A 23,059-nucleotide genomic window follows, 5' to 3' on the forward strand; every position below is an offset into this window, starting at 1 on the left:
GCTTCGCAACCGCGCCCCTGAAACCGGCACGGAGCAGCCTTCCGCGAGGAAACACCCCACGGCCGACCCCATGATCGTGCCACGATGTCGCCATGAGCGCTCCCGCACCCTCGCCTTCGCCGGCAACACGCGTCTCGGCCCGCATCGGCGGCATCACGCCGTCGGCGACCTTGGCCGTCGACGCGAAGGCCCGGGAGCTCAAGGCGCAGGGTCGTCCGGTGATCGGGTTCGGCGCGGGTCAGCCGGACTTCCCCACTCCGGCCAACGTGCTCGAAGCCGCCGAAGCGGCCGTCCGGGACAGGGTGAACCACGGCTACACCGCCGCGGGCGGCCTGCCCGAGCTGCGCGAGGCGATCGCGGCGAAGACCCTCCGCGACTCCGGCTTCGAGGTGGATCCGGGTCGCGTCCTGGTGACCAACGGCGGCAAGCAGGCGGTCTATTCCGCGTTCGCGACGCTGCTCGACCCGGGCGACGAGGTGCTCCTGCCCGCGCCGTATTGGACGACCTACCCGGAGTCGATCGTCCTGGCCGGCGGCGTCCCGGTGCAGGTCACGGCGGACGAGACGACGGACTACCGGGTCACCGTCGAGCAGTTGGAGGCCGCGAGGACGCCGCGTACGAAGGTGCTGCTGTTCGTCTCGCCGTCCAACCCGACAGGCTCGGTCCATCCGCGCGAGCAGGTCGAGGCGATCGGGCGCTGGGCGTACGAGAACGACCTCTGGGTGATCACGGACGAGATCTACGAGCACCTGGTCTACGACGGTGCCGAAGCGCCCTCGATGCCCGTCCTGGTCCCGGAACTCGCCGACCGGACGGTGGTGCTCAACGGCGTCGCGAAGACGTACTCGATGACCGGTTGGCGGGTGGGCTGGTTGCTCGGCCCGCAGGACGTCGTCAAGGCGGCGACGGCGTACCAGTCGCATCTCTGCGGCAACGTGTCGAACGTCGCGCAGCGGGCGGCGCTGGCGGCCGTGAGCGGTCCGCTCGACGCCGTTTTCGCGATGCGCGACGCGTTCGATTCCCGGCGCAAGAAGGCTCTTTCGCTGCTTGCCGGGATCCCGGGAGTCGAGACTCCGGTGCCACTCGGCGCCTTCTACCTGTACCCGTCGATGAAAGCCTTACTGGGCAAGGAGATCCGCGGCGAGCGACCGGCCGACACGGTGGCGCTCGCCGATCTGATCCTGCGCGAGGCCGAGGTCGCCGTGGTGCCCGGCGAGGCGTTCGGGACGCCGGGGTACTTCCGGATTTCCTATGCCCTGGCCGAAAACGATCTTGCCGAAGGGATCACCAGGATGGGCCGGCTGCTCTCCGAAGCGAAGTGATCACGATGCGCCTGGGAATCGCCCTTCCGCAGTACGGTCCACTTGCGACGATCGACGCCGTCACCGGGTTCGCGACGGCCGTCGAAGAACTCGGTTACGAGTCCTTGTGGGTCGGAGATCGTGTGCTGGCCCCGGTTTCGCCGTCGGACTTCTACCCCGGCGGCACGCCCGAGCGGCCGTACCCGCCCGAATTCGTCACGTTCGCCGATCCGCTGATCCTGCTGACGGCCGCCGCGAGCGTCACGAAGAAGGTCCGGCTCGGCACCAGCACCCTCACCGGAACGGTGTACCCGGCCGTCCTGCTCGCCCGGATGCTCACTTCACTGGATCAGGTGAGCGGTGGCCGGCTGGACGTCGGCTTGGGCACCGGCTGGCTGCGGGACGAGTACACCGCGACAGGCACGCCGTGGCAGGGTCGCGGCAAGCAGCTCGAAGAGCTCCTCGACGTCCTTCGCGAGTTCTGGACCGGCGATCCGGTCGAGCATGAGGGCGCTCGCTGGCGTATTCCGGCGTCGAAGGTGGGCTTGCGCCCCGTCCAGGCCCCGCATCCGCCGGTGTTGCTGGGCGGACTCTCCCCGGCGGCGCTCGATCGCGTCGGCCGTCGCGCGGACGGCTGGCTCCCCGCCGGGCCGCCCGCGACGTACCTCGCGAAGCTCTGGAAGACCGTGACGGACACGGCGGAAAAGGCGGGCCGCGACCCTGGCGCGCTGCGGCGGGTGCTGCGGATCAACCCCAAACCGGACACCGAGCTCAAGGACGTCGCGGCGCAGCTGGACGCGGCCGCCGAAACCGGGATCACCGAGGCCTTCGTCGACCCGCACTACCTCGCGCGCGACGTCGCCCATGCCCTCGAACTCGCCGCCGAACTGCGCACTCTCGTCCCGAACGACTGAAGACCCCTCCCCCGCGGGGAAGAGGCCTTCAGAGGCGGCAGAAGGTCAGGATTCGCCGTCGGCGAGCTGCACGAGTGCGTGGGCCTTCGCGGCATACTTCCAGTTGCCGAGGTCCCGGACGGTTTTGATCTTGAGTTCCGCCAGGAGTTCGTCGTGCTTCGGGGTCAGGCCCTCGAGAGCGGAGGGCGGGGCGTCCAGCAGCTCGTTGATCCCCTTGTCCTCATATGCCTTGTCGACCAGCTTGTTCAAGTTCAGGCTCACGTGTTTCGCCTTTCCTCGGGTGCAGGTACGTGCCCACCCTGAACGTGATCCACGTCTCAGGCAACCGGTGATCACCCGTTCACGCGTGGTTCACCGACCGACGGACCGATGACAAAGGTGACCCAGGTCGCGTACAACGAACGGGTGACGCAGCGGAGAACTGGCGGCGGCTGTCTGTTCCTGGTGATCGTGCTGTCCGTCCTGGGGATCGCCTACCACCTGTGGGAGCAAGGCACGTCGGTGACACCACCGGGTGTCACCACTACGGATGGCGCGGGTCGATATGTCGCCCTGGGTGACTCGTACACGGCCTCGCCGGGCACCGGGCGGCCGACGGGCACACCGAAGGGCTGCGACCGCTCGGACAACAACTATCCGAACCTGCTCGCCGCGAAGCTGCGCCCGGCCGAATTCGTCGATGTCAGCTGCGGCGGAGCCACGACCGAACACCTCACCGGCGAGCAGAAGACCCGTGACGGCACGAACGCGCCGCAGATCGACGCGATCAACGGCGACACCACTCTGGTGACCGTCGGGATCGGCGGGAACGACGTGGGCTTCGTCGGCTTCGCGGCCCAATGCGCGACGCAGCACCAGACCGCTTCGCCGTGCAAGACGCAACTGACCGCAGGCGGGCGGGATCAGCTCGTGGAGCGGATCACCGCCGCGAAGGACCGGCTCGGCGGGATCCTGGACCAGATCCGCTCGAAGGCGCCCGAAGCACGCATCGTGGTCGTCGGATACCCCACGGTGCTTCCGGACGACGACCGCGGCTGCTGGCCGGTCCTGCCGGTCGGCGCGGAGGACGTCGCCTACTTCCGAGAGTCTCTGGGGCGGCTGAACACAGCCCTGGAGGAGACGGCGAAGGAGCACGAAGCGGGCTTCGCCGATATGTCGACCGCGAGCAAGGGGCGTGACATGTGCACCGCCGCGAACCGGCGCTGGGTCGAGGGCCCCGCGCCCGCCGTGCCCGCGGCGCCGCTGCATCCGAACGCGCGAGGCGAGGAAGGCATGGCCGAAGTCATCGAGAAGCTGCTGAAGCTGCCGTAGGGCGCTTCGCGGTCCTTCGGAGAGCCACCGTTGAGGTCTGACACCCTCGCTGACCTGCGAAAAGAGAGCAAGGGACCTTTGCTATCGCTTACTTAGGCATGCTAAGCGAGCGATAGCAAAGGTCCCTTGCTCCCCCGCTGCGCTAGGCGCGGGCGATCACTTGGGCCTTGCCCAGGACGGCCTTGCCGTCGAACTTGGCGGTGATGTCGATCCGCGCGGTGCCGTCGTCGTTGACCACGGCCACCTTGCCGGTGAACTCGATGGTCGCCGCGCCGTCGTTCGGCACGACCACGGGGCGTGTGAAGCGCGCGAAGTAGTCGACGAGGCGGCCGGGATCGCCGAGCCAGTCGGTGACGAGCCTCGCGCCGAGCGCCATGGTCAGCATGCCGTGCGCGATGACGTCCGGAAGGCCGACCTCCTTCGCGAAGGCCTCGTTCCAGTGGATGGGGTTGAAGTCCAGCGAAGCGCCGGCGTAGCGCACCAGCTGGTCCCTGGTGACCTCGACGGTCAGCGGCGTCAGTTCTTCCCCGGCGGTGAACGTGCTCACGCGCCCTCCCCTCGGACCACGAGCTGCGCGTACGTGGTGGCGATCGGGCCACCGTCGGCGCCGGCGATCTCGGCGCGCAGGTTGATGAAGTCGTTCCCGGCGCGGGCCATGATGTTGTCGATATGCGTCGTGAGCGACAGCACATCGCCCGCGTGCACGGGCCGCGCGTAGGTGAACCGCTGGTCGCCGTGGACCATCCGCGAATAGTCCAGGCCCAGCTCGGGGTCCGTGACGATCGCGTTGATCGACGCGAGGTTGATGATCGTGAGGAACGTCGGCGGCGCGATGACGTCGGGGTATCCGGCCGCCTTCGCCGCTTCGGCGTCGCGATAGAGCGGGTTCGTGTCGCCGAGCGCGTCGGCGAACTCCCGGATCTTCTCGCGGCTCACTTCATAGGTATTGGTCGGCGGGTACACCCGCCCGGTGAACGACTGGTCCAAGGCCACCCGAGCAGGCTACCTAACCCATGACAGCACGAAGCCGCCCTGGTCGAGACCAGGACGGCTTCGTGTGAGGCTTGTAGAACCGCTAGACGCTCAGCGGGTCTCTTTGTGAGTCCGGTGCGTACCGCAGTTCGGGCAGAACTTCTTCATCTCCAGGCGATCCGGGTTGTTGCGCCGGTTCTTCTTGGTGATGTAGTTGCGGTGCTTGCACTCCTCACACGCGAGCGTGATCTTCGGTCGCACGTCAGTGGCAGCCACAGCATTTCCTTCTCTACTAGGCCTGGGATACCCAGGATTACCGCGTAGCGGTGGCCGGACTTGAACCGGCGACACAGCGATTATGAGCCGCTTGCTCTGCCAGCTGAGCTACACCGCCCTTACATGCTCCTGGCCGCGACACGCATGCGTGACGCGGCTGAGGTCGCGAGCCCCTTTACGGAATCGAACCGTAGACCTTTTCCTTACCATGGAAACGCTCTGCCGACTGAGCTAAAGGGGCCTTGCCTCTCGCGAGGACTTGGAAAGATTAGCAGACTGATTCAGGGGTCTTAACCGGGGGGCCGAATACCACAAAACCTCAGGTCAGCAGGGTCAAGACGGTCTCGGAGTGTCGTCCCGGCGAGCGTGCCGTGCGAGCCTGCAGCCACGCCTCCAGACGGTCCTCAGGCAGCGGCCGCGAGATGAGGTAGCCCTGGGCGACGTCACAGCCCATCGCTTCGAGCTGATCCCGCGCGACGTCCTCCTCGACTCCTTCGGCGACGACCGTCAGGCCGAGCGAGTGGCCCAGTTCGACGATGGAGCGCACGACGGCGAGGTCGCCGAGGTCGGTGCCCATGCCGAGGACGAAGCTCTTGTCGATCTTGACCTGGTCGACCGGGAGCTGCCGCAGGTAGGCCAGCGACGAGTAGCCGGTGCCGAAGTCGTCGACGGCGAGCACGATGCCCAGCGAGTGCAGTTCACGCAGGATCGGCAGCGCCTTCTGCGGGTCGGACATCACACCGGATTCGGTCAGCTCGAAGGTGAGGAGCTCGGGCGGGATGCCGAAGCGGTCGAGTTCGCGGGCGACCTTCGTCGGGAAGTCCTCGTCGGCCAGGTTCCGCACCGACAGGTTCACCGCGGCGGAGATACGCAGACCTTCGTCGAGCCACTTGCGTACGCGTTTCAGCGACTCTTCGAGCACGAAGGACGTCAGGACGCCGATGAGGCCGGCCGCTTCGATCGCCGGGACGAACTCGTCCGGGCCGAGCCTGCCGAATTCGGGGTGCACCCAGCGCACCAGCGCCTCGACACCCTGGATCTGCCGGTTCGGCAAGGTGATCTTGGGCTGGTAGTGGACGCTGAGCTGACCCTCTTCGAGCGACTGCCGGAACTGCGTGACCATCTGGAACCGGCGCATGAAGATCTGGCCCATGCTGGCCATGTAGCCGCGGACCTCTTCACCGCCCTTGGTCGCGCGGACGGCGACGTCGGCGCGCTGCAGGAGACCGTCGACGTCGACCTGGTCGTCGTCGTCCGCCGAGGAGGTCGCGTAGCCGATCATCGCGTTGGCTTCGACGGAAAGCCTGTCGACCGGGTACGGGGCGACGAGTTCCGCGCGGAGCAGTTCCGCGGCGGCCTGGGCGCGTTCCGGCGCGCAGCCGACGAGGAGAGCGGCGAAGGACGCGCCTTCGAGCCTGGCGAGCGGGACGTCGGGGCCGAGCGCGTCGCGGATACGGCGTCCGGCGGCGATGACCATCCGGTCCGCCCAGACGTAGCCGAGCGCGTCGCTGACGGTGGAGAACACGTCGAGGTCGACCCGCAGCACGACCGCGTTGACCTGTTCCCGCAACGGTTCCTTGGCCACCTGACGGAAGCCGGGCCGGTTGAGCAGGCCGGTCAGCGGATCGTGATAGGCGTCGTGACGCAGGGTCGCGAGCAGGCGCCGGTTGTCCAGCGAGGTCGCGAGGTGACTGGCCATCGTGCCGAGCAGCTGGACGTCGTACTTGCCGAAACCGCGCCAGCGGGAAAGCCTGTCGTGCGCTTCGACGACGCCGAGAAGCTGGTTGGCGCTGCGCAACGGGACTACCAGTGCCTCCTGCGCGCCGCGGTCGAGCAACGCGGACCGGACATCGGGATTCGCTTCCGTGATGCGGAAATGCCGGACGTGCGCGCCGGGCAGGCGCAGCAACGGGTCGTCGGCGGCCGGGTCCACGGGCGGCAGTTCGTCGCCCGCGACGACCATGCGCATGGTGTCCTTGGGTTCCAGCCTCAGCCGGAGGACGACACGGCCCGCCGCGAGCTGGTCCTTGATGCGCTCGGCGATGGTCGCCCATTCGCGGACGTCCACCCCGCCGACGAGTTCGTCGGCGCGGCCGGCGGGCCGGGCGGCGGCCTGCTGACCGGATCGCGCGACCATCAGACTGACGTCGGATAGCGCTTCCATGTCGCGTTGTTCGCGGAGCAGATCCGAGTAGGCCCAGTACAACGCGGTGAGGCCGAGGAAGACGGCCAGCACGAGCGGCCAGGCCTTCGGGGTGCCGGAAATGACGAGATAGCCGGAAAGTCCGACCGAAGCGTTGACGAAACCGACGACGAGGATGCGGCCGGTCAGCCGGATGGCGGTGCTGACCCGCATGCGGCGGCGCAGCACGCGGACGGCGGCGAGCGCGAGCAGCGTGCTGACCAGCGGCGCGGTCAAAGTGCCCGCCAGCGCGGCGATCCAGGTCATGTCCTGGGCGCCGGAGGCCTGTTTCACCAGTCCTGCCACGGCGAACGCGCCGGTGATCTCCAACAGGAACGCGCCCGCGTTGTAGAGGACGCGGCCCGCGACCTTGCGTGCCAGCAAGGTTCCGATGCCCGCCGCGAGATGCGCGGCGAGGACGACTTCGAAGGGTGCGACGAAGAATCCGATGACCAGCGGGATCTCGGTGAACGAGATCGTCCACGAGATGCCGCTGCGGACGTCGACGTTGATCCCGAGTTGTTCGGCGAGCAGGAACGCCAGCGCGAGGATCGGCCCGATCCACAACAGGTCGTCCGACGCTTCGAAGTCCAGCCACAGGCTGACGGCGGCCGCGGCGGCGATGCCCATGGTGAGTACGGCGAAGGTGTAGACGCGGAACCGTCGCTCGTCGGTTCGAGCCTCCGTAACGGCGCCTCCCTTGCCCGGTGTCGCCTGTGCGGCGCTCACGGGCCTGCCGTTCGTGTCCGGCATCCGACCTTCCTTCCCGGCTGCCCAACCGGTCTTGTCCTACCGCGACCTCGGGGACGGGGCAATACAGTACCCCGGAGGGCGTACCCAAGTCCCATTCGAGACAGTATGAGATCACCCCAGGGTTAACAATGGGCTCGTCGCGCTGACCTGCGTGGACCAAGGGGTGAAATGGGAGCGTTATTCGCGTTCCTTCCGACTACCGGAAGTCACCTGGCGCCACGGCGGAGCCAATCTCGTGAAGTTCCCCGCGGACCCGTCAGTAGGGGCTTGAATAGTCCTATGAATAGCCACTCGATCGCTGCCGGACATGCCGAGCGGCTCGCCACAGTGGACGTCCTGCTCCCGGAAATGCCTGCACTGGAGCCTGCCGAAGGCTCCGTGTCACTCTCCGCGACAGAGGGCGACTCGGCCGCCGCCGGATTGTCGGTACGGACTGAAGCGGGTCCCGATTCTGTTGACTCTCCGTGGCGGGCGCTCGTCGAACATCGCCTCGACGCGAGGCTCACCGGACCCCGTCCGGAAGCGGCCCTCGACGCATTACTCACCCGATGGGATGAACATCTGAAGACGGTGGCTCCAGCGGGAGATGTCGAAACGGCGGCGACCGTCGTGCGGCCCAGCCGCGATTCGCCCGGCTCGGCCGAATTGCTGCGTCGCGGATTCGCTCCGGTGCTGGTGATCGCCGTCCGCCCGGCCGACCGGCTCGCCGCGACGGGACCGCCCGCGACGCCCGGAGTGCACATCCGGCCCGCCGAAGCGGATGATCTCGAAACCGCCGTCGGACTCGAACTGGAATTGCAGCGTTATGACGCGCAGTTCGGTTCTGTCACTTTGCGCGAGGGTGCGAAGGAGGCGATCGCGGCGAACCTGGCGAAAGAGCTCGGGCGCGAAAACCCGACGCTGTGGATCGCGGAGCTGTACGGACGCGCGCTGGGCATGGTGCGGGTGCAGTTCCCCGACGAGACGTCGTGGATCCGCGGCCGGGTCGCCGCCGAACGCGTCGGATACCTGTCGTCGCTCGCGGTGGCCGAAGCGGCGCGATCGAGCGGCGTGGGTACCGCGCTCGCCGCGCACGCGCATCAGGTCTTCGACGAATGCGGAACGGAAGCCGTGCTGCTGCACCATGCTTTGGCCAATCCGCGCTCGACGCCGTTCTGGTACGCGCAGGGCTACCGGCCGCTCTGGACGTACTGGCAGCGGCGACCCGCGGTGCCCTGATCCCGCTAGGCTGATCTTCGAGGATCAGGGGGTTTTCTGTGACCAGGGACGACGACGCGGCTCCGGTGGCGCCCACCGGGGTCGACACCGAAAAGCCGTCCGCGGCGAGGATCTACGACTGGTATCTCGGCGGCACCCACAACTGGGCCGTCGACCGCGAGTTCGCCCGCAAGATGGAACAGCAGTGGCGGTGGGTCAAACCCGGCGCGCAGCACAACCGCGAGTTCATGAACCGCGTCGTCCGCGCGGCGCTGGACGCGGGGATCCGGCAGTTCGTCGATCTGGGTTCCGGTGTCCCGACAGCCGGGAACGTGCACGAGATCGTCCAGGAGGAACTGGAGCCCGGCGATGAGGCGAAGGTCGTGTACGTCGACTACGAGCCCGTCGCGGTGGCGCACGCGGAGCTGATCCTCGAACGGCACGAGGCGACGGACTGGGCGGGGATCGTCCAGGCGGACATGCGGCGACCGAAGGACATCCTGCGGCATCCGGAGACGCGGCGGCTGATCGACTTCGACCAGCCGGTGTGCCTGATGCTGATGGCCGTCCTGCACTTCGCCGGACCGCAGGACGATCCGCCGGCGCTGGTCGCGACCTATCGGAACGCGCTCGCGCCGGGCAGCTGGCTGGGGCTCTCGCACATGAGCTTCGGCGGGCAGACCGGCAAGGACGCCGACGGGCTCCGCTGGATGGTGGAGCAGTACCGGAAGACGAGCAACCCCGTGTGGATGCGGGACCGCGAAGAGTTCGAACCCCTCTTCGGGGACTGGCCGCTCCTGGAGCCCGGCATCGTCCACCTGCCCGACTGGCGGCCGGTGCGGGAACTCCGGCGCGACGAGGAAGGCGCCCGGCCCTTCGCCTGGTGCGGGGTGGCCGTCCACCCCTGAGGTCCGACCTCTGGCCGCGCGCACCTGCGTTTAGCGGGCTAATCGTCACGCGCCGGGGCCCTGGACCGGGCAGAGATCGGAGCGGTGGCGCCCGGATGCCCTGAAGGCCCCCTTTGGGACGTTCACCGCCCCAAAGGGGGCCTTCGCGACACTCAGAGACACCCGAGACATCCGACCTCTGGGCTGCAGCACCTGCGTTTCGCGGGCTAAACGTCATGCGCTGAGGCGGGAGGTCGGAGGGGTGGGGTGATCGCTGACGGCGAACAACGAAAGGAAACAAACGGGTCGATCGGAGAGTTGAGCTAGTCAGACTCAACTAACCGAGGAGTGCACAGATGACCGACAACCGCCTCCTGCCCGTTCTCCCGCTCGATGACGACGTCGTGCTGCCGGGCATGATCGTCCCGCTCGATCTCGGCGACACGGAGACGCGGGCCGCGGTGGAGTCCGCCCAGGCCAACACGCCCGCTCAGGCTTCCTTCCCGGGGATCCGGTCCAGCGCCGCCGCCAAGGCCGAAGTGCTGATCGTCCCCCGCGTCCACGGCGAATACGCCGAACTCGGCACCATCGCGACGGTCGAGCGCATCGGCCGCGTTCCGGGCGGCAAGACCGCGGTGCTGCTGCGCGGTACCCGCCGCGCCGTCGTCGGCCGCATCGCCGACGGCCCCGGCGCCGCCCGCTGGGTGCACGCCGAGGTCGCCACCGAGACCACCGACGACAACTCCGCGAAGCTCGCGTCCGAGTACAAGAGCGTCGTCCTCGCGATCCTCCAGCAGCGCGGTGGCTGGCAGATGATCGACGCCGTCCAGGAGGTCGAGGATCCGTCCGCGCTCGCCGACCTCGCCGGCAACTCGTCGTACCTGAGCACCGAGCAGAAACTCGAACTGCTCACCGCGCTCGACGTTTCGGCCCGCCTCGAAAAGGCCCTCGAATGGAGCCGCGAACAGCTCGCCGAACTCGAGGTCACCGACACCATCCGCAAGGACGTCCAGGAGGGGATGGAGAAGCAGCAGAAGGAGTTCCTGCTGCGCCGCCAGCTCGAAGCGATCCGCAAGGAGCTGGGCGAACTCGACGGCACCGCGGCCGACGACGACTACCGTGCCCGCGTCGAGGCGGCCGAACTGCCCGACGCCGTCAAGAAGGCCGCACTGTCCGAAGTGGACAAACTGGAGCGCGCCTCCGACCAGTCCCCCGAGGGCGGCTGGATCCGCACGTGGCTGGACACCGTGCTCGAACTTCCGTGGAACGAGCGCACCACCGACGTCCACGACATCGCCGCCGCACGCGACATCCTCGACACCGATCACGCCGGTCTCGACGACGTGAAGGAACGCATCATCGAGTACTTGGCCGTCCGCAAGCGTCGCGCGGAATCCGGGCTCGGGCCGGTCGGCGGACGCCGTTCGGGTGCTGTGCTCGCGCTCGCCGGTCCTCCCGGGGTCGGGAAGACGTCGCTCGGCGAGTCCGTGGCGAAGGCGATGGGCCGCAAGTTCGTCCGGGTCGCGCTCGGCGGTATCCGCGACGAGGCCGAGATCCGCGGTCACCGCCGCACCTACGTCGGCGCGCTGCCCGGCCGGATAGTCCGCGCCATCAAGGAAGCGGGCTCGATGAACCCGGTCGTGCTGCTCGACGAGATCGACAAGGTCGGCGCCGACTACCGCGGCGACCCGACGGCGGCGCTGCTGGAGGTGCTGGACCCGGAGCAGAACCACACCTTCCGCGACCACTACCTCGAGGTCGAGCTGGACCTGTCCGACGTCGTGTTCCTCGCGACGGCGAACGCGCTCGAAACCATCCCCGGCCCGCTGCTGGACCGGATGGAGCTGGTCACCCTCGACGGCTACACCGAGCACGAGAAGGTCACCATCGCCCGCGACCACCTGCTCCCCCGCGAGCTGGACCGCGCCGGCCTCGCCAAGGAGGACGTCGTCCTGACCGACGACGCGTTCAGCCGCATCGCCGCCGAGTACACGCGGGAGGCCGGGGTGCGCAACGCGAACCGGACCATCGCGAAGGTGCTGCGGAAGGTGGCGACGAAGGTCGCGCTCGACGAGGTCGAGCTGCCGCTGACCATCGACGCCGACGGGCTCGAGACCTACCTCGGCCGCCCGCGGCACCTGCCGGAGTCTTCGCTGCCCGCGTCGACGCAGCGCACCTCGACGCCCGGTGTCGCGACCGGGCTGGCGGTGACCGGCGCCGGGGGTGACGTCCTCTACATCGAGGCGTCGCTGGCGGATCCGGAGTCCGGCTCGACCGGGCTGGCGCTGACCGGTCAGCTGGGTGACGTGATGAAGGAGTCGGTGCAGATCGCGCTGTCCTACCTTCGTTCGCACGGTGCCGAGCTGGAACTGCCGGTCGGTGACCTGAAGGACCGCGGTATCCACGTGCACGTCCCGGCGGGCGCGGTGCCCAAGGACGGGCCGAGCGCGGGCATCACGATGACGACGGCGCTGGCGTCCCTGCTTTCGGGACGGGTCGTGAAGTCGGACGTCGCGATGACCGGTGAGGTGTCGCTGACCGGACGCGTGCTGCCGATCGGCGGGGTCAAGCAGAAGCTGCTGGCCGCGCACCGGGCGGGGATGAAGACGGTGATCATCCCGCAGCGCAACGAGCCGGATCTCGACGACGTCCCGGCCGAGGTGCTGGCCGAGCTGGACGTCCACGCCGTGGCGAACGTCCGTGACGTGCTGGACCTCGCGTTGGCCCCGGCGACGGCTCCGGTCGCCCAAGCGGCCTAGCGCGTGGGCTTCGGCGGCGGACCGCATCGCGGTTCGCCGCCGAAGTATGTCGGGAATTCACCTACAAGCTCACTTTCACCCGTAACCTCCGATCCGCTCCTTCCCGCACCACCACATCAGCGGATGTCTTGGAGGCATGAGTGAAGCGACGGAATTTCCTGCGCGCGGCCGTGGTCGGCGCCGGTGTCACGGCGTTCGGCAACCGGCTTTCGGGGGCGGCTTTGGCCGCGCCCGCGCAGAACGGCCCCAGCCCGTACGGCGCACTCCAGGCGGCCGACGCCAACGGGATCCAGCTGCCGGCGGGATTCACCAGCCGCGTCATCGCACGCTCCGGCCAGCAGGTCGCGGGCACCGGCTACACCTGGCACAGCGCACCCGACGGCGGCGCGGTCTTCGCCGACGGCAGCGGCTGGATCTACGTGTCGAACTCCGAGATCACGCCGGGCGGTGGCGCGAGCGCGGTCAAATTCGACGCGAGCGGGAACATCACCGGTGCCCACCGCATTCTCGCCAACACCCGGCAGAACTGTGCGGGCGGAAAGACCCCTTGGGGCACTTGGCTTTCCTGTGAGGAGATCGACCTCGGTTTCGTCTACGAGTGCCAGCCGAACGGTCCCGCGTCGGCGGCGGTGCAGCGGCCCGCGATGGGGAAGTTCAAGCACGAGGCCGCCGCGGCCGACCCCGTGCGGAAGGTCGTCTACCTGACCGAAGACGTCACGGACGGCTGCTTCTACCGCTTCATCCCGACGACCTGGGGCGACCTCTCCGCCGGAACGCTGCAGGTGTTGAAGGCGGGCTCGGCGACGTCGGGCAGCTTCACCTGGGCGAACGTGCCCGACCCGGACGGCTCGCCCACCGCCACCCGCAACCAGGTGTCCGGCGCGAAACGCTTCACCGGCGGCGAAGGCCTGCACTACGCCAACGACACCGCGTGGTTCACCACCAAGGGCGACAACCGTGTCTGGCAGCTCAACCTGGCGAACAACACCTACGAGCTGGCCTACGACGACTCGCTGGTCAGCCCCGGTTCGGCGCCGCTGACCGGCGTCGACAACGTCACCGGAACGTCTTCGGGCGACCTGTTCGTCGCCGAAGACGGCGGGAACATGGAGATCTGCATCATCACGCCGAACGACATCGTGGCGCCGTTCCTGCGGATCACCGGTCAGAGCTCCTCGGAGATCTGCGGGCCCGCGTTCACCCCGGCCGGGAACCGGCTCTACTTCTCGTCGCAGCGCGGCACTTCCGGCTCCTCCTCGGGCGGGATCACCTACGAGGTGACCGGCCCCTTCCGCTCCTGACCTGCCGTAAAGGCCTCCTTCCCTACTCTCAAGGTAGGGAAGGAGGCCTTCACGGACGTTCGTCAGGCGTTGGTGCGGGACTTTTCCCGAAGGCGGTTGACGACGAAGAGGGCCAGCGCGAGCACGACGGCGGCGATCACGAAGTACTGGAAGAACCCGGCGTACTTCTCGACCACGTGCCAGCTCTCCCCCAGCCCGTAGCCGGCCAGGACGAACACGGTGTTCCAGATCAGGCTGCCCACCGTCGTCAGGGTCAGGAACCGCCAGAACGGCATCCGCTCGATCCCCGCGGGCAGCGAGATGAGACTGCGGAAGATCGGCACCATCCGGCCGAGGAACACCGCCTTGGCGCCGTGTTTCTGGAACCAGGCCTCGGTCTTGTCGAAGTCGGAGGTCTTGACCAGCGGGATCTTCGCCATCCAGCGGCGGGTGCGGTCACGGCCGAGGAGCATGCCGAGGTAGTACACGATGATCGCGCCGGCGACCGAACCGAAGGTCGTCCACACCAGCGCTTCCACCAGGGTGAACGTCCCCTGACTGGCGGAGAACCCGGCGAGCGGCAGCACCAGTTCGCTGGGGATCGGCGGGAACAGGTTGTCCAGACCGACGATGATCGCGGCCCCCGGCCCTCCCAGGGAATCCATCAGGGACACTGCCCAGCCGGCGAGGCCGCTCATCTGATCGTTGGCGGCGTCGGCGAGGAGGAGGTTCATGGCGGCCTTTCATGGTCGTCTACTGGTGCCAACGAACGTACGAATTGCCCGAGTTCCACACCCTGCGGTGAAGCGGCACAGATCACTGCGGAAAACCGCAGTACCGGCCTCCGGATCGCCCGCTAACCTGGCGTTATGCCTGTTCCGGCCGCCCTGCGCCCCCACCTGCGCAAGATGCTCCGCGGCACGCTGGGCCTGGCGATCGGCTCCGCGACCGCGTTCGCGGAGTTCTTCTACGTCCTCCTCGGTGGCGCCGCGCTCGCCGTCCCCGCACTGAGGCCGCCCGTCTTCGCCGGTGCCCGCGTTCTGTCCGAAGTGGAGCGACGACGGCTGGAGAAGTACCTGGGCGCCGAGAACGCGACGGATTACACGGGACGCCGTGCGATGGCCTACCTCGTCGCGCGCGCGATCGTCGGCCTGCTCGGCGCCGGCATCTTCCTCTTGATCCTCTTCGGCGCCGGATCCGGCGCCGTCGTCATCTACCAACTCCTCGACGGCCGGTCGCCCGGCGGCGAGGCCCCCGCGAACTGGTACGACTTCGTCACCACCGGCCTCTTCGGCGCCCTGCTGATTTTCCTTTCCTTGCAAGGACTCATCGGTATAGCCGCGTTGGAACGCAGGCTGGCGCGACGCTTTTTCGGCCCCAGTAAGCAGGAACAGCTACGCCGCCGGGTCTCCGAACTCGCGACCAGCCGCGCCGAGGTGGTCGAGGCGGTCAACGACGAACGCCGCCGGATCGAACGGGACCTCCACGACGGCGTCCAGCAGCGACTCGTCGCGCTCGGCATGCTGCTCGGCCGGGCGCGGCGCACCGGCGATCCGGACCACGCGTCGGATCTGCTTCGGCAGGCGCATGAGGAATCCCAACGCGCGCTGAACGACCTGCGGGAGGTTTCCTGGAGGGTGTACCCGATCGCACTGGACACCGACGGTCTGCACCCCGCGCTGGAGGCGCTCGCGGAGCGCTCCGACGTGCCGGTCCACCTGCGTGTCGACCTGCCGGAACGCCCGACCGCGGCGATCGAGACCGTCGTCTACTTCGTGGCGTCGGAATCGGTCACCAATACGATCAAGCACGCCGCGGCGACGCGGATCGACATCGAGGCCGAGCGGGACGGGGACAGGGTGCGGGTGCGGATCACCGATGACGGCGTCGGCGGGGCGAAGGAGTCCGGGGGCGGCCTTTCCGGCCTCGCGAGGCGCGTCGCGGCGGCGGACGGGGAGTTCACTGTGGACAGTCCGATCGGCGGCCCGACCGTGGTGACGGCGGTGCTGCCGTGCGAGTGATCCTCGCCGAGGACTCGACCCTGCTGCGGGAAGGCCTGGTCCGGCTGCTGATCGAAGAAGGCCACGACGTGGTCGCGTCGGTCGGCGACGGTGAAGCACTCCTCTCGACGACGGCGGCGTATCAGCCGGACGTGATCGTCACCGACGTCCGCATGCCGCCGACGCACACCGACGAGGGCCTTCGCGCGGCGCTCGAAATCCGGAGCCGCTGGCCGGAGATCGGGGTGCTGGTGCTCTCGCAGTACGTCGAGAAGCGGTACGCCGCCGAACTGATCACCGGCGACGGCGAACGCGTCGGCTATCTCCTGAAGGACCGGGTCGCCCAGGTGGGCGAATTCCTGGACGCGCTGGACCGGGTCGCCGCGGGCGGGGCGGCGTTCGATCCGGAGGTGGTCCGGCGGCTGCTCGCCCGGACCACGCACACCGATCCGCTCGCGAAACTGACCGCCCGCGAACGCGAAGTGCTGGAGAAGATGGCGCAGGGCCACACGAACGCCGGGATCGCCGAGTCGCTGTACGTGTCGCAGAGCGCCGTCGAGAAGCACGTGAACGCGATCTTCGACAAGCTCGGGCTGGCCAATACCGCCGGGTACAGCCGTCGCGTGCTGGCGATCCTGCGCTACCTGGGCTCCTGACCCCAGGCTTGACAGGCAAGTGACGACTTGCCTATAACTGGGGTGTGGACGTTGACCTGTTCAAGGCCATCGGCGACGCGACGCGACGCACCATTCTCGACGAACTGACCGAAAAGGACGGTCAGACCCTGTTCGAGATCTGCGGCCGGCTGACCATGAAACACGGCTTGGCTTCTTCACGTCAGGCCATCTCGCAGCATCTGGCGGTGCTGGAGCAGGCGGGCCTGGTGCATACCCGGCGGCAGGGCCGCTACAAGTTCCACCACATCGACACGAGCCCGCTGCGCTCGATCGTCGAGCGGTGGCCCATCGACCGAGAGGAACCGAATCCGTGATCCGCATCAACATCACCAGCGTCTTCGTCGACGATCAGGCCAAGGCGCTCGCCTTCTATACCGAAAAGCTGGGGTTCCAGAAGAAGCACGATGTGCCCACAGGCGACGCTCGCTGGCTCACCGTGGTCTCCCCCGCCAACCCCGACGGCGTCGAACTGCTGCTGGAGCCGGACGGCCACCCGGCAGCGGGTCCGTTCAAGAAAGCGCTGGTCAGCGACGGTATCCCGTTCACCCAGTTCGCCGTCGACGACGTGTACGCCGAGGTCGAGCGACTCAAGGGACTGGGCGTCGAGTTCACCCAGGACGCCGTCGACCTGGGGCCGGTGGTCACCGCCGTCTTCGACGACACCTGCGGCAACCTGATCCAGCTCGCCACCATGAAGTAGACCGGACAAGGAAAAGCAGGGCTCAGTCCAGTGTGGACTGAGCCCCGCTTTCGCGCTTCCTTACTGCTGCACCCATTCCACGAGTTCCACGGGCACGCCGTTCGGGTCAGTGACCATGAAGAGGCGTTCTCCCCACGGCTCTTCCCGCAGCGGCAACGTGATCTCGACACCTTCTTCGCGCAAGCGCTTCTCCTCGGCTTCGAGATTCTCGACCGTGAAAGCCACGATCACGCCGGACGCACGCTGCTGCCGCAGGTTCTCCGGCAAGACCTCGATTCCCGCCTGAAGCAGCACGATGGCCACCTTCGCGGTTTCGTGCCCGAGGGAGACGAAACCCTCCGCGGCCATCTGCTCGGTGAACCCGAAGTGCTCGGTGAAGAAGCGGCTGGAAGCGGCGACGTCGTCGACGGTCAGCGAGACGGTGGAGGCAAGGACGTTCATGGGCGATCCCCTTCGGTCGGCTTTGAGGTTTCGGACGAGCTGATCGGTCAGTACGACCGGCGACGCGGGACGCCGATCGAGCGACGCACCGGCGTCGAGCGGCCGGGGAACGGCAGCTGATGGCGGCGGTCGTTCCGGCGGACCTGGGCGCGGTTGGTGCCTTCGTTGCCTTGGGGGATTCGAGCGGGCAAGGAGCCTCTTCTCTCTCAGTCGGTAGTACGGACGTAAGTTTACACTCGAACTACCAGGCGTCAAGGATATTTTTACGACGGTGGTAAACTTCGTCCATGACCAGCACGGATGTGGGCCTCCGGGAGCTCAAGAAGCAGGAGACGCGGCAGCTGATCTCCGACCAGGCGACGCTCCTCTTCATCGAGAAGGGCTTCGAAGAGACGACGATCGCCGAGATCGCCGCGGCCGCGAGGGTGGCGAAGAAGACCGTCACCAACTACTTCGCGCGCAAAGAGGATCTGGCCCTGGACCAGCACGAAGAGTTCACGAACGGGCTCGCGGACGCGGTCGGCTCCAGGAAGACGGGTGAGTCGGCGCTGGCCGCGCTACGGCGTACCTTCCTGGACGCGCTGGCGGAGCACTCGCCCGTGATCGGCTTCACCGGGCCGGTCTTCGCGAAAATGGTGATGGAGAGCCCGACGCTCATCGCGCGGCTGCGCGAGCTGCACGAACTGCGCGAGGAGGCGCTCGCCAGGCTCCTCGCGACCGAAACCGGCGCCGACGCGGACGACGTCACCCCCGTCATGGCGGCCGCCGAACTCAACGCGATCGACCGGGTCCTGTTCCGCGACGTCCTCCGGCGGTCGTATGCCGGCGAGAGCAACGACGAGATCGCGGCAGCGCTGACGAAGGCGGCCAAGCGGGCTTTCGAACTGCTCGAACCGGCCTTCGGCGACTACGCGATCCGGGCGTGAGTCAGCGTTTCTTCGAGGCCATGACCGCCGCGACGATCGCGGCGGCGATGAATACGACCGCCAGGAGCAGGATGATCAGATGCCACGGCTGAATCGCGAACATGTCGTCCCCCTTTGATCGAGGAGCATCCTAGATGTCTTTCAGCGACGAAGAGATCGCGTACCTGCGCTCACAACCCCTGGCCCGCTTCGCGACCCTGGCCGCCGACGGCGAGCAGCCGGACGTCGTCCCCGTGTCGTTCGAATTCGACGGGACGCACTTCTGGGTCGGCGGTGGGGGCGCGTCGGTGCTGGCGACCCGAAAGTTTCAGAACATCCAAGCAGGGCAACGGAAAGTCGCCCTGGTCATCGACGACATGGTCTCGTTCGAGCCGTTCATCGCGCGCGGAATCCGGGTCTACGGCGAGGCCGCCGATCCGATCGAGCGAGTGGGAATGGTCGGTCCCGGCGTCTACGCGCGCGTCACGCCTGCGGTGTCGTGGAGCTGGAACATGGCGGGCGAACCCGTGGGTGAGACCTGGTACCCGGCGAGGCGCGCGGTTCACGGCGCCACGTAGAGGAGCGTTCTTGTCGGAGGTCAGCGGTACGGTCGGGCGCATGCGGGAGCTGATCGTCACGGAGAACAGCACGATCGACGGCGTGATCGAACTCGCGGGCGACTGGTTCAGCCCGGGCGGCGGCGATCCGGACGTCGACATGTCCGACGTCCTCGCCGCGCTCGAAGAGCAGCGAAACGCGGCCGACGCGCTGCTGCTCGGCCGCACCAGCTTCGAGGACATGCGCGGCTACTGGCCGAAGCAGACCGATGACACGACGGGCATCTCGGCCTATCTGAACTCCGTGAGCAAGTACGTGGTCTCCGGCACACTGACGGAGCCGGAGTGGGAGAACTCCACGGTCCTGTCCGGGGATCCGCGGTCGGAAATCGAAACACTGAAGGCCGCCGAGGGCAAGGACATCGTGACCACCGGCAGCATCACTCTGGTGCGGGCGCTCGTCGCGGCCGGCCTTGTGGACGAGTACCGGCTGTTCGTCTATCCCGTCGTGGTCGGGGAAGGCCGGCGGTTGTTCGACGGGGCGACCGGGGTTCCGAAGCTGCGGCTCGTGGAGAACCGGACGTTCGCCTCGGGCATCGTGCTGCTGCGCTATCGAACCGCCTCCTAACCCCGCCGAATAGCCAAAAGCCGCCTTCGTTTTTCGGATATCAGCCCGGCTCAGGGGAGGGTTACGCTCCCGCCAGAGCCCGGATTTCCGGGCTTCATACTGGGGAATCGTGCTTCGACGTGGGACTTTGCCGCGTCGGGCCGGGAAGGACACGAACATGGGCAAGGTGATGCGCGGCGTGGTGGCTTCCGCCGCTGTGGCGTTCGCGATGGCCGGTATCGGGACGGCGTCCGCGTCGGAGACGGCGGGGACCTCCACCGTGCAAGGCTGCTCCGCCGTGGCGAAATACGACACCACGGTGTACGCCACGCCGAGCACTCAGTACCCGCTCCGGCCGCTGGCGGCAGGCAAGTGGATCACCGTTCGCCATCAGGAAAAAGGGTACTGGCTGACCGGCGACAACGATCAGGAAGCGGGCTGGGTCGACATCCTCGCCCTCTCCGTGCGCCCCTGCTAGGACGGGCCGCGCCGTCCACCCGGAACAAGATCGGCCCCCTGACCTGTATTCGCAGGTCAGGGGGCCGATCTGTGTGGCGAGTGAGGGATTCGAACCCCCGAAGGCGTAGCCGTCTGATTTACAGTCAGATCCCTTTGGCCGCTCGGGCAACTCGCCGTGGCCGGGCAAGCCCGGTCGAGACGAAAGAATACCCAACGCCGTGGCGGCCCGGTCAACCGGGTTACGCAGGACTAGGGTGGAGGCTCCTGACAAGCGAGTACGAGGTGTGAGAACACGTGGCGGATCCCTCTTTCGACGTGGTGAGCAAGGTCGATCGCCAGGAGGTGGACAACGCCCTGAACCAGGCCAGCAAGGAACTCGGTACGCGGTTCGACTTCCGGGGTACCGGGACCAAGATCGACTGGTCCGGCGAGGAGGCGATCGCGATCGAGTCGGAGACCGAGGAGCGGGCGCTGGCGGCGGTCGAGGTGTTCAAGGAGAAGCTGATCAAGCGCGGCATCTCCCTGAAGGCCTTCGAGGCGGACGAGCCGGCGTTGTCCGGCAAGATCTACAAGGTGGGCGGCAAGATCCTGCAGGGGATCGCCTCGGACAAGGCGAAGCAGATCGCCAAGTTCATCCGGGACGAAGGCCCCAAGGGCGTCCAGGCGCAGATCCAGGGCGACCAGCTGCGGGTGTCCGGCAAGAAGAAGGACCAGCTGCAGGACGTGATCGCCTTGCTGAAGGGCAAGGACTTCGAGATCGCGCTGCAGTTCACGAACTACCGCTGACGGCAGCACGCGAAAGGCCACCTTCGGAAGTCTCGAAGGTGGCCTTCGTCATACCTAGGACGCGGTGATCGTCCAGGTGCCGTCGCCTTCCAGCGACACGTACGCCGGGCCTGGTACCGGAACGCTGCCCTTGTAGTCGCCGAGCTGGTTCACCGGCAGGTCCGAGTAGTCACCGCTGTGCACCCAGACCGCGGTGTTCCCGTTGCCCTTGGTGGTGACGGCGACCGAGGAGACGCCCTCGGGCACGGAGACCACCGTGTCGCGTTTGCCCGCGAGGGGTTTACCCGGCTGCAGCACGGGCAGGGCGCTTTCGTCGGTGATGGTCAGCTTCCAGGCGGCGTTGGCCTTGATCGTGAACGTCTTCGCCTGGTCGTCGGGCATGTCGTTGATCCACTGCGTGCCCTTGTACGGACCGATGTCGTTGACGATCAGCTCGTTCTCGGTGTTGACCGCGACGTGTCCCGAACACTGGGGACAGTCGAACGTCACGAACCCGAGGCGCCGGGGCCAGGACATGGGGACCGTCGCGTTCCCCTTGCCCGAGTGGGTCTCCGCCGGCTGCGGGCCGGGCGGCGCCGTGGTGGTGGCGGTGGTGGACGTCGGCGGCGTGGGTGTGGGGGCGCCGGAGGAAGAGCGCAGTCCCTCCGAAGCGGCTCGGGGCACGACGCGGCCCGTGTTCGCCGGCGGCGAGCAGGCCATCAGGCCCGCGGTCAGCAGCACGGCGGCCGAGGCCGCGCAGAAGCGCCTGATCACGTTCATCCCCCCAGTTGAAGCAGTCATGGACCTTTCGCGGACCGATCGCCCAGCGTTACCGGGCCACCCGGCCGAGCGATTCGGGCCACCCGGCCGTGGGTTTCTGCCGCAACGCCTTCGCGGGAGTCCGAAATGGACAAATGCCCGTGGTGTAATCCGGCGGTCGCGTACGAGGAAGGTCCCGATGAAGCGCCGTTTCAGCTCCGTACTCGCCCTGACACTGTCACTCACCGTGATCGCGTCACAGCTCACCTCGGCTCAGGCCGCCGAGCGGCAGCAGCTCGTACCCGGTTACGGCTCGTACGCGCGGCTCATCCGTCTGGAGCACTCCCCGGTCGGGCGCGGGCGCATTCTCGCGTCCCTGACCAGCGAAGACGCCAGCGGCAAGTTCACGCCGATCATGGAGAGCACCGACGAGGGCCAGAGCTTCCACAAGATCGGCGAGGTCCGTGACCGCGACGGCCGCATCGGCATGTGCTGCGGGACGCTGTACGAGCTGCCGCAGCGCGTCGGCAGGCTCCGCGCGGGCACGCTGTTGTGGGCCGCGAGCTACCGCCAGGACGCCGGTCCGCAGCGGCGGATCGGCATCAAGATCTGGTACAGCCGCGACGCGGGCCACAGTTGGTCCTTCCTGTCCGAGGCCGCCCGGTCGCACAACCACGACGGCATCTGGGAGCCCGAGTTCGTCGTCGACGCGGGCGGCACGCTGTGGCTGCACTACGCCGACGAGACCGAAGCGCCGCAGTTCGCGCAGGTGATGAACCGGGTCGCGTCCACCGACGGCGTGCACTGGGGCACCAAGCAGCGCACGATGGCCATCCCGCCCCATCGGGTGCGTCCGGGTATGCCGATCATCCGCCGCCTCCCGGACGGCCGGTTCTACCTGGCCTACGAGATCTGCAACTTCGGCAACCGCTACTGCGACCCGTACTTCAAGATCTCCTCCGACGGCGCCAACTGGGGCGACCCGCTCGACCCGGGCACCCGGGTGAACACCGCCAGCGGCAACTACTTCCAGCACGCCCAGACGATCACGTTGTTCCCCGGCGGCCCGAACGGCGTGCGGCTGGTGATGGTCGGGCAGATCTACACCAACGCCGCGGGCGTCCCGCAGGACAAGAACGGCCGGGTCCTGCTCGCCAACGACAATTTCGGCGCCGGGAACTGGTACGAACTACCCGCGCCGGTGCATATCGTCGGCATTCACAACAACTTCTGCCCGAACTACAGTTCCACGCTGCTGCCGGTCGACGGCGGCAAGAATGTGTTGCAGATCTCCACCGAATACAACCTCGGCTGCAAGGCGTATTTCGCGAAGGGCCCCGCCTTCTGAGCCACCCGG

General features: G+C 67.7%; 26 protein-coding genes and 3 tRNA genes. 17 read left to right on the forward strand and 12 right to left on the reverse strand.

Features of this window, described 5'->3' with window-relative positions:
• Positions 1-92 precede the first annotated feature (92 nt).
• Both H5J31_RS07940 and H5J31_RS07945 read left to right on the forward strand, forming a co-directional pair.
• Positions 93-1,322 carry a pyridoxal phosphate-dependent aminotransferase gene (locus H5J31_RS07940; RefSeq protein WP_181771817.1) on the forward strand — a complete coding sequence of 410 codons (1,230 nt, stop codon included), beginning with the start codon at positions 93-95 and terminating at the stop codon, positions 1,320-1,322.
• Entirely contained in the window at positions 1,319-2,215 is an 897-nt protein-coding gene (locus tag H5J31_RS07945; protein ID WP_181771818.1) for a TIGR03619 family F420-dependent LLM class oxidoreductase, read from the forward strand. Before H5J31_RS07940 ends, H5J31_RS07945 begins: the two co-directional genes overlap by 4 nt.
• A 45-nt stretch (positions 2,216-2,260) precedes the next feature.
• On the opposite strand, the gene H5J31_RS07950 is transcribed toward H5J31_RS07945, so the two are convergent.
• The gene (locus H5J31_RS07950) at positions 2,261-2,476 is read right to left on the reverse strand and encodes a hypothetical protein (protein WP_181771819.1); all 216 of its coding nucleotides are present in this window, start codon (positions 2,474-2,476) and stop codon (positions 2,261-2,263) included.
• Between the two features lie 117 nt (positions 2,477-2,593).
• Between H5J31_RS07950 and H5J31_RS07955 the strand changes: the two genes are divergently transcribed.
• The gene (locus H5J31_RS07955; protein WP_181771898.1) at positions 2,594-3,526 is read left to right on the forward strand and encodes an SGNH/GDSL hydrolase family protein; all 933 of its coding nucleotides are present in this window, start codon (positions 2,594-2,596) and stop codon (positions 3,524-3,526) included.
• A gap of 142 nt (positions 3,527-3,668) precedes the next feature.
• On the opposite strand, the gene H5J31_RS07960 is transcribed toward H5J31_RS07955, so the two are convergent.
• The 6 genes from H5J31_RS07960 to H5J31_RS07985 all read right to left on the reverse strand — a co-directional run bounded on the left by H5J31_RS07960 (position 3,669) and on the right by H5J31_RS07985 (position 7,709).
• Positions 3,669-4,073, reverse strand: a complete 405-nt coding sequence (locus H5J31_RS07960) for a MaoC family dehydratase (protein WP_181771820.1) — start codon at positions 4,071-4,073, stop codon at positions 3,669-3,671.
• Positions 4,070-4,519 (reverse strand): MaoC family dehydratase N-terminal domain-containing protein, encoded by a 450-nt coding sequence (locus H5J31_RS07965; RefSeq protein WP_181771821.1) that lies wholly within the window; start codon positions 4,517-4,519, stop codon positions 4,070-4,072. Before H5J31_RS07965 ends, H5J31_RS07960 begins: the two co-directional genes overlap by 4 nt.
• Positions 4,520-4,609: 90 nt before the next feature.
• Complete coding sequence (gene rpmG / locus H5J31_RS07970; RefSeq protein WP_005152047.1) at positions 4,610-4,774, reverse strand: 50S ribosomal protein L33; 165 nt, start codon at positions 4,772-4,774, stop codon at positions 4,610-4,612.
• Between the two features lie 45 nt (positions 4,775-4,819).
• Positions 4,820-4,892, reverse strand: a tRNA-Met gene (locus tag H5J31_RS07975).
• A gap of 50 nt (positions 4,893-4,942) precedes the next feature.
• Positions 4,943-5,015, reverse strand: a tRNA-Thr gene (locus H5J31_RS07980).
• Between the two features lie 78 nt (positions 5,016-5,093).
• Positions 5,094-7,709 (reverse strand): putative bifunctional diguanylate cyclase/phosphodiesterase, encoded by a 2,616-nt coding sequence (locus H5J31_RS07985; protein WP_181771822.1) that lies wholly within the window; start codon positions 7,707-7,709, stop codon positions 5,094-5,096.
• Between the two features lie 279 nt (positions 7,710-7,988).
• Between H5J31_RS07985 and H5J31_RS07990 the strand changes: the two genes are divergently transcribed.
• The 4 genes from H5J31_RS07990 to H5J31_RS08005 all read left to right on the forward strand — a co-directional run bounded on the left by H5J31_RS07990 (position 7,989) and on the right by H5J31_RS08005 (position 13,853).
• On the forward strand, positions 7,989-8,927 hold the full coding sequence (locus H5J31_RS07990; protein WP_181771823.1) for a GNAT family N-acetyltransferase: 939 nt from the start codon (positions 7,989-7,991) through the stop codon (positions 8,925-8,927).
• Between the two features lie 38 nt (positions 8,928-8,965).
• The gene (locus H5J31_RS07995; protein ID WP_181771824.1) at positions 8,966-9,814 is read left to right on the forward strand and encodes an SAM-dependent methyltransferase; all 849 of its coding nucleotides are present in this window, start codon (positions 8,966-8,968) and stop codon (positions 9,812-9,814) included.
• 335 nt (positions 9,815-10,149) lie between these two features.
• Entirely contained in the window at positions 10,150-12,552 is a 2,403-nt protein-coding gene (lon, locus tag H5J31_RS08000) for an endopeptidase La (RefSeq protein ID WP_181771825.1), read from the forward strand.
• 140 nt (positions 12,553-12,692) lie between these two features.
• The gene (locus H5J31_RS08005) at positions 12,693-13,853 is read left to right on the forward strand and encodes an alkaline phosphatase PhoX (RefSeq protein ID WP_181771826.1); all 1,161 of its coding nucleotides are present in this window, start codon (positions 12,693-12,695) and stop codon (positions 13,851-13,853) included.
• A 62-nt stretch (positions 13,854-13,915) separates the two neighbouring features.
• Here H5J31_RS08005 and H5J31_RS08010 read toward each other — a convergent pair whose 3' ends face one another.
• The gene (locus tag H5J31_RS08010; protein WP_181771827.1) at positions 13,916-14,566 is read right to left on the reverse strand and encodes a DedA family protein; all 651 of its coding nucleotides are present in this window, start codon (positions 14,564-14,566) and stop codon (positions 13,916-13,918) included.
• Positions 14,567-14,701: 135 nt separating this feature from the next.
• Between H5J31_RS08010 and H5J31_RS08015 the strand changes: the two genes are divergently transcribed.
• Genes H5J31_RS08015 through H5J31_RS08030 form a run of 4 tightly spaced genes read left to right on the forward strand, consistent with a single transcriptional unit; the run spans position 14,702 to position 17,209 of the window.
• Positions 14,702-15,853 (forward strand): sensor histidine kinase, encoded by a 1,152-nt coding sequence (locus H5J31_RS08015; RefSeq protein WP_181771828.1) that lies wholly within the window; start codon positions 14,702-14,704, stop codon positions 15,851-15,853.
• Positions 15,844-16,488, forward strand: a complete 645-nt coding sequence (locus tag H5J31_RS08020; protein ID WP_181771829.1) for a response regulator — start codon at positions 15,844-15,846, stop codon at positions 16,486-16,488. Before H5J31_RS08015 ends, H5J31_RS08020 begins: the two co-directional genes overlap by 10 nt.
• Positions 16,489-16,532: 44 nt before the next feature.
• Entirely contained in the window at positions 16,533-16,823 is a 291-nt protein-coding gene (locus H5J31_RS08025; protein WP_181771830.1) for an ArsR/SmtB family transcription factor, read from the forward strand.
• Positions 16,820-17,209 (forward strand): VOC family protein, encoded by a 390-nt coding sequence (locus H5J31_RS08030; protein WP_328701418.1) that lies wholly within the window; start codon positions 16,820-16,822, stop codon positions 17,207-17,209. The genes H5J31_RS08025 and H5J31_RS08030 overlap by 4 nt, the downstream gene beginning before the upstream one ends.
• A gap of 60 nt (positions 17,210-17,269) precedes the next feature.
• Here the strand turns inward: H5J31_RS08030 and H5J31_RS08035 are convergent, their stop codons facing one another.
• Together H5J31_RS08035 and H5J31_RS08040 are read right to left on the reverse strand one after the other, a co-directional pair.
• Positions 17,270-17,650: a VOC family protein gene (locus H5J31_RS08035; protein WP_181771831.1), complete on the reverse strand. Its 381-nt coding sequence runs from the start codon at positions 17,648-17,650 to the stop codon at positions 17,270-17,272.
• A 47-nt stretch (positions 17,651-17,697) separates the two neighbouring features.
• Entirely contained in the window at positions 17,698-17,841 is a 144-nt protein-coding gene (locus tag H5J31_RS08040) for a hypothetical protein (RefSeq protein WP_181771832.1), read from the reverse strand.
• Positions 17,842-17,937: 96 nt separating this feature from the next.
• Between H5J31_RS08040 and H5J31_RS08045 the strand changes: the two genes are divergently transcribed.
• From H5J31_RS08045 to H5J31_RS08060, 4 genes are all read left to right on the forward strand, one after another.
• Positions 17,938-18,576 carry a TetR/AcrR family transcriptional regulator gene (locus H5J31_RS08045; RefSeq protein ID WP_181771833.1) on the forward strand — a complete coding sequence of 213 codons (639 nt, stop codon included), beginning with the start codon at positions 17,938-17,940 and terminating at the stop codon, positions 18,574-18,576.
• A gap of 134 nt (positions 18,577-18,710) precedes the next feature.
• A complete protein-coding gene (locus H5J31_RS08050; RefSeq protein ID WP_181771834.1) occupies positions 18,711-19,133 on the forward strand; it encodes a PPOX class F420-dependent oxidoreductase in 423 nt (140 codons plus the stop codon).
• A gap of 40 nt (positions 19,134-19,173) precedes the next feature.
• Positions 19,174-19,740, forward strand: a complete 567-nt coding sequence (locus H5J31_RS08055; RefSeq protein ID WP_181771835.1) for a dihydrofolate reductase family protein — start codon at positions 19,174-19,176, stop codon at positions 19,738-19,740.
• Between the two features lie 157 nt (positions 19,741-19,897).
• Positions 19,898-20,197: a hypothetical protein gene (locus tag H5J31_RS08060; protein WP_181771836.1), complete on the forward strand. Its 300-nt coding sequence runs from the start codon at positions 19,898-19,900 to the stop codon at positions 20,195-20,197.
• Between the two features lie 74 nt (positions 20,198-20,271).
• On the opposite strand, the gene H5J31_RS08065 is transcribed toward H5J31_RS08060, so the two are convergent.
• Positions 20,272-20,353, reverse strand: a tRNA-Tyr gene (locus H5J31_RS08065).
• Between the two features lie 119 nt (positions 20,354-20,472).
• Between H5J31_RS08065 and H5J31_RS08070 the strand changes: the two genes are divergently transcribed.
• Positions 20,473-20,964, forward strand: a complete 492-nt coding sequence (locus H5J31_RS08070; protein WP_005152002.1) for a YajQ family cyclic di-GMP-binding protein — start codon at positions 20,473-20,475, stop codon at positions 20,962-20,964.
• A gap of 54 nt (positions 20,965-21,018) precedes the next feature.
• Here H5J31_RS08070 and H5J31_RS08075 read toward each other — a convergent pair whose 3' ends face one another.
• Complete coding sequence (locus H5J31_RS08075) at positions 21,019-21,723, reverse strand: hypothetical protein (RefSeq protein WP_207897678.1); 705 nt, start codon at positions 21,721-21,723, stop codon at positions 21,019-21,021.
• A gap of 178 nt (positions 21,724-21,901) precedes the next feature.
• On the opposite strand from H5J31_RS08075, the gene H5J31_RS08080 reads away from it, so the two are divergent.
• Positions 21,902-23,050 carry a sialidase family protein gene (locus H5J31_RS08080; RefSeq protein WP_181771837.1) on the forward strand — a complete coding sequence of 383 codons (1,149 nt, stop codon included), beginning with the start codon at positions 21,902-21,904 and terminating at the stop codon, positions 23,048-23,050.
• Positions 23,051-23,059 lie beyond the last annotated feature (9 nt).

This window comes from Amycolatopsis pittospori, from assembly GCF_013870525.1.
Taxonomy (GTDB): Bacteria; Actinomycetota; Actinomycetes; order Mycobacteriales; family Pseudonocardiaceae; genus Amycolatopsis; species Amycolatopsis pittospori.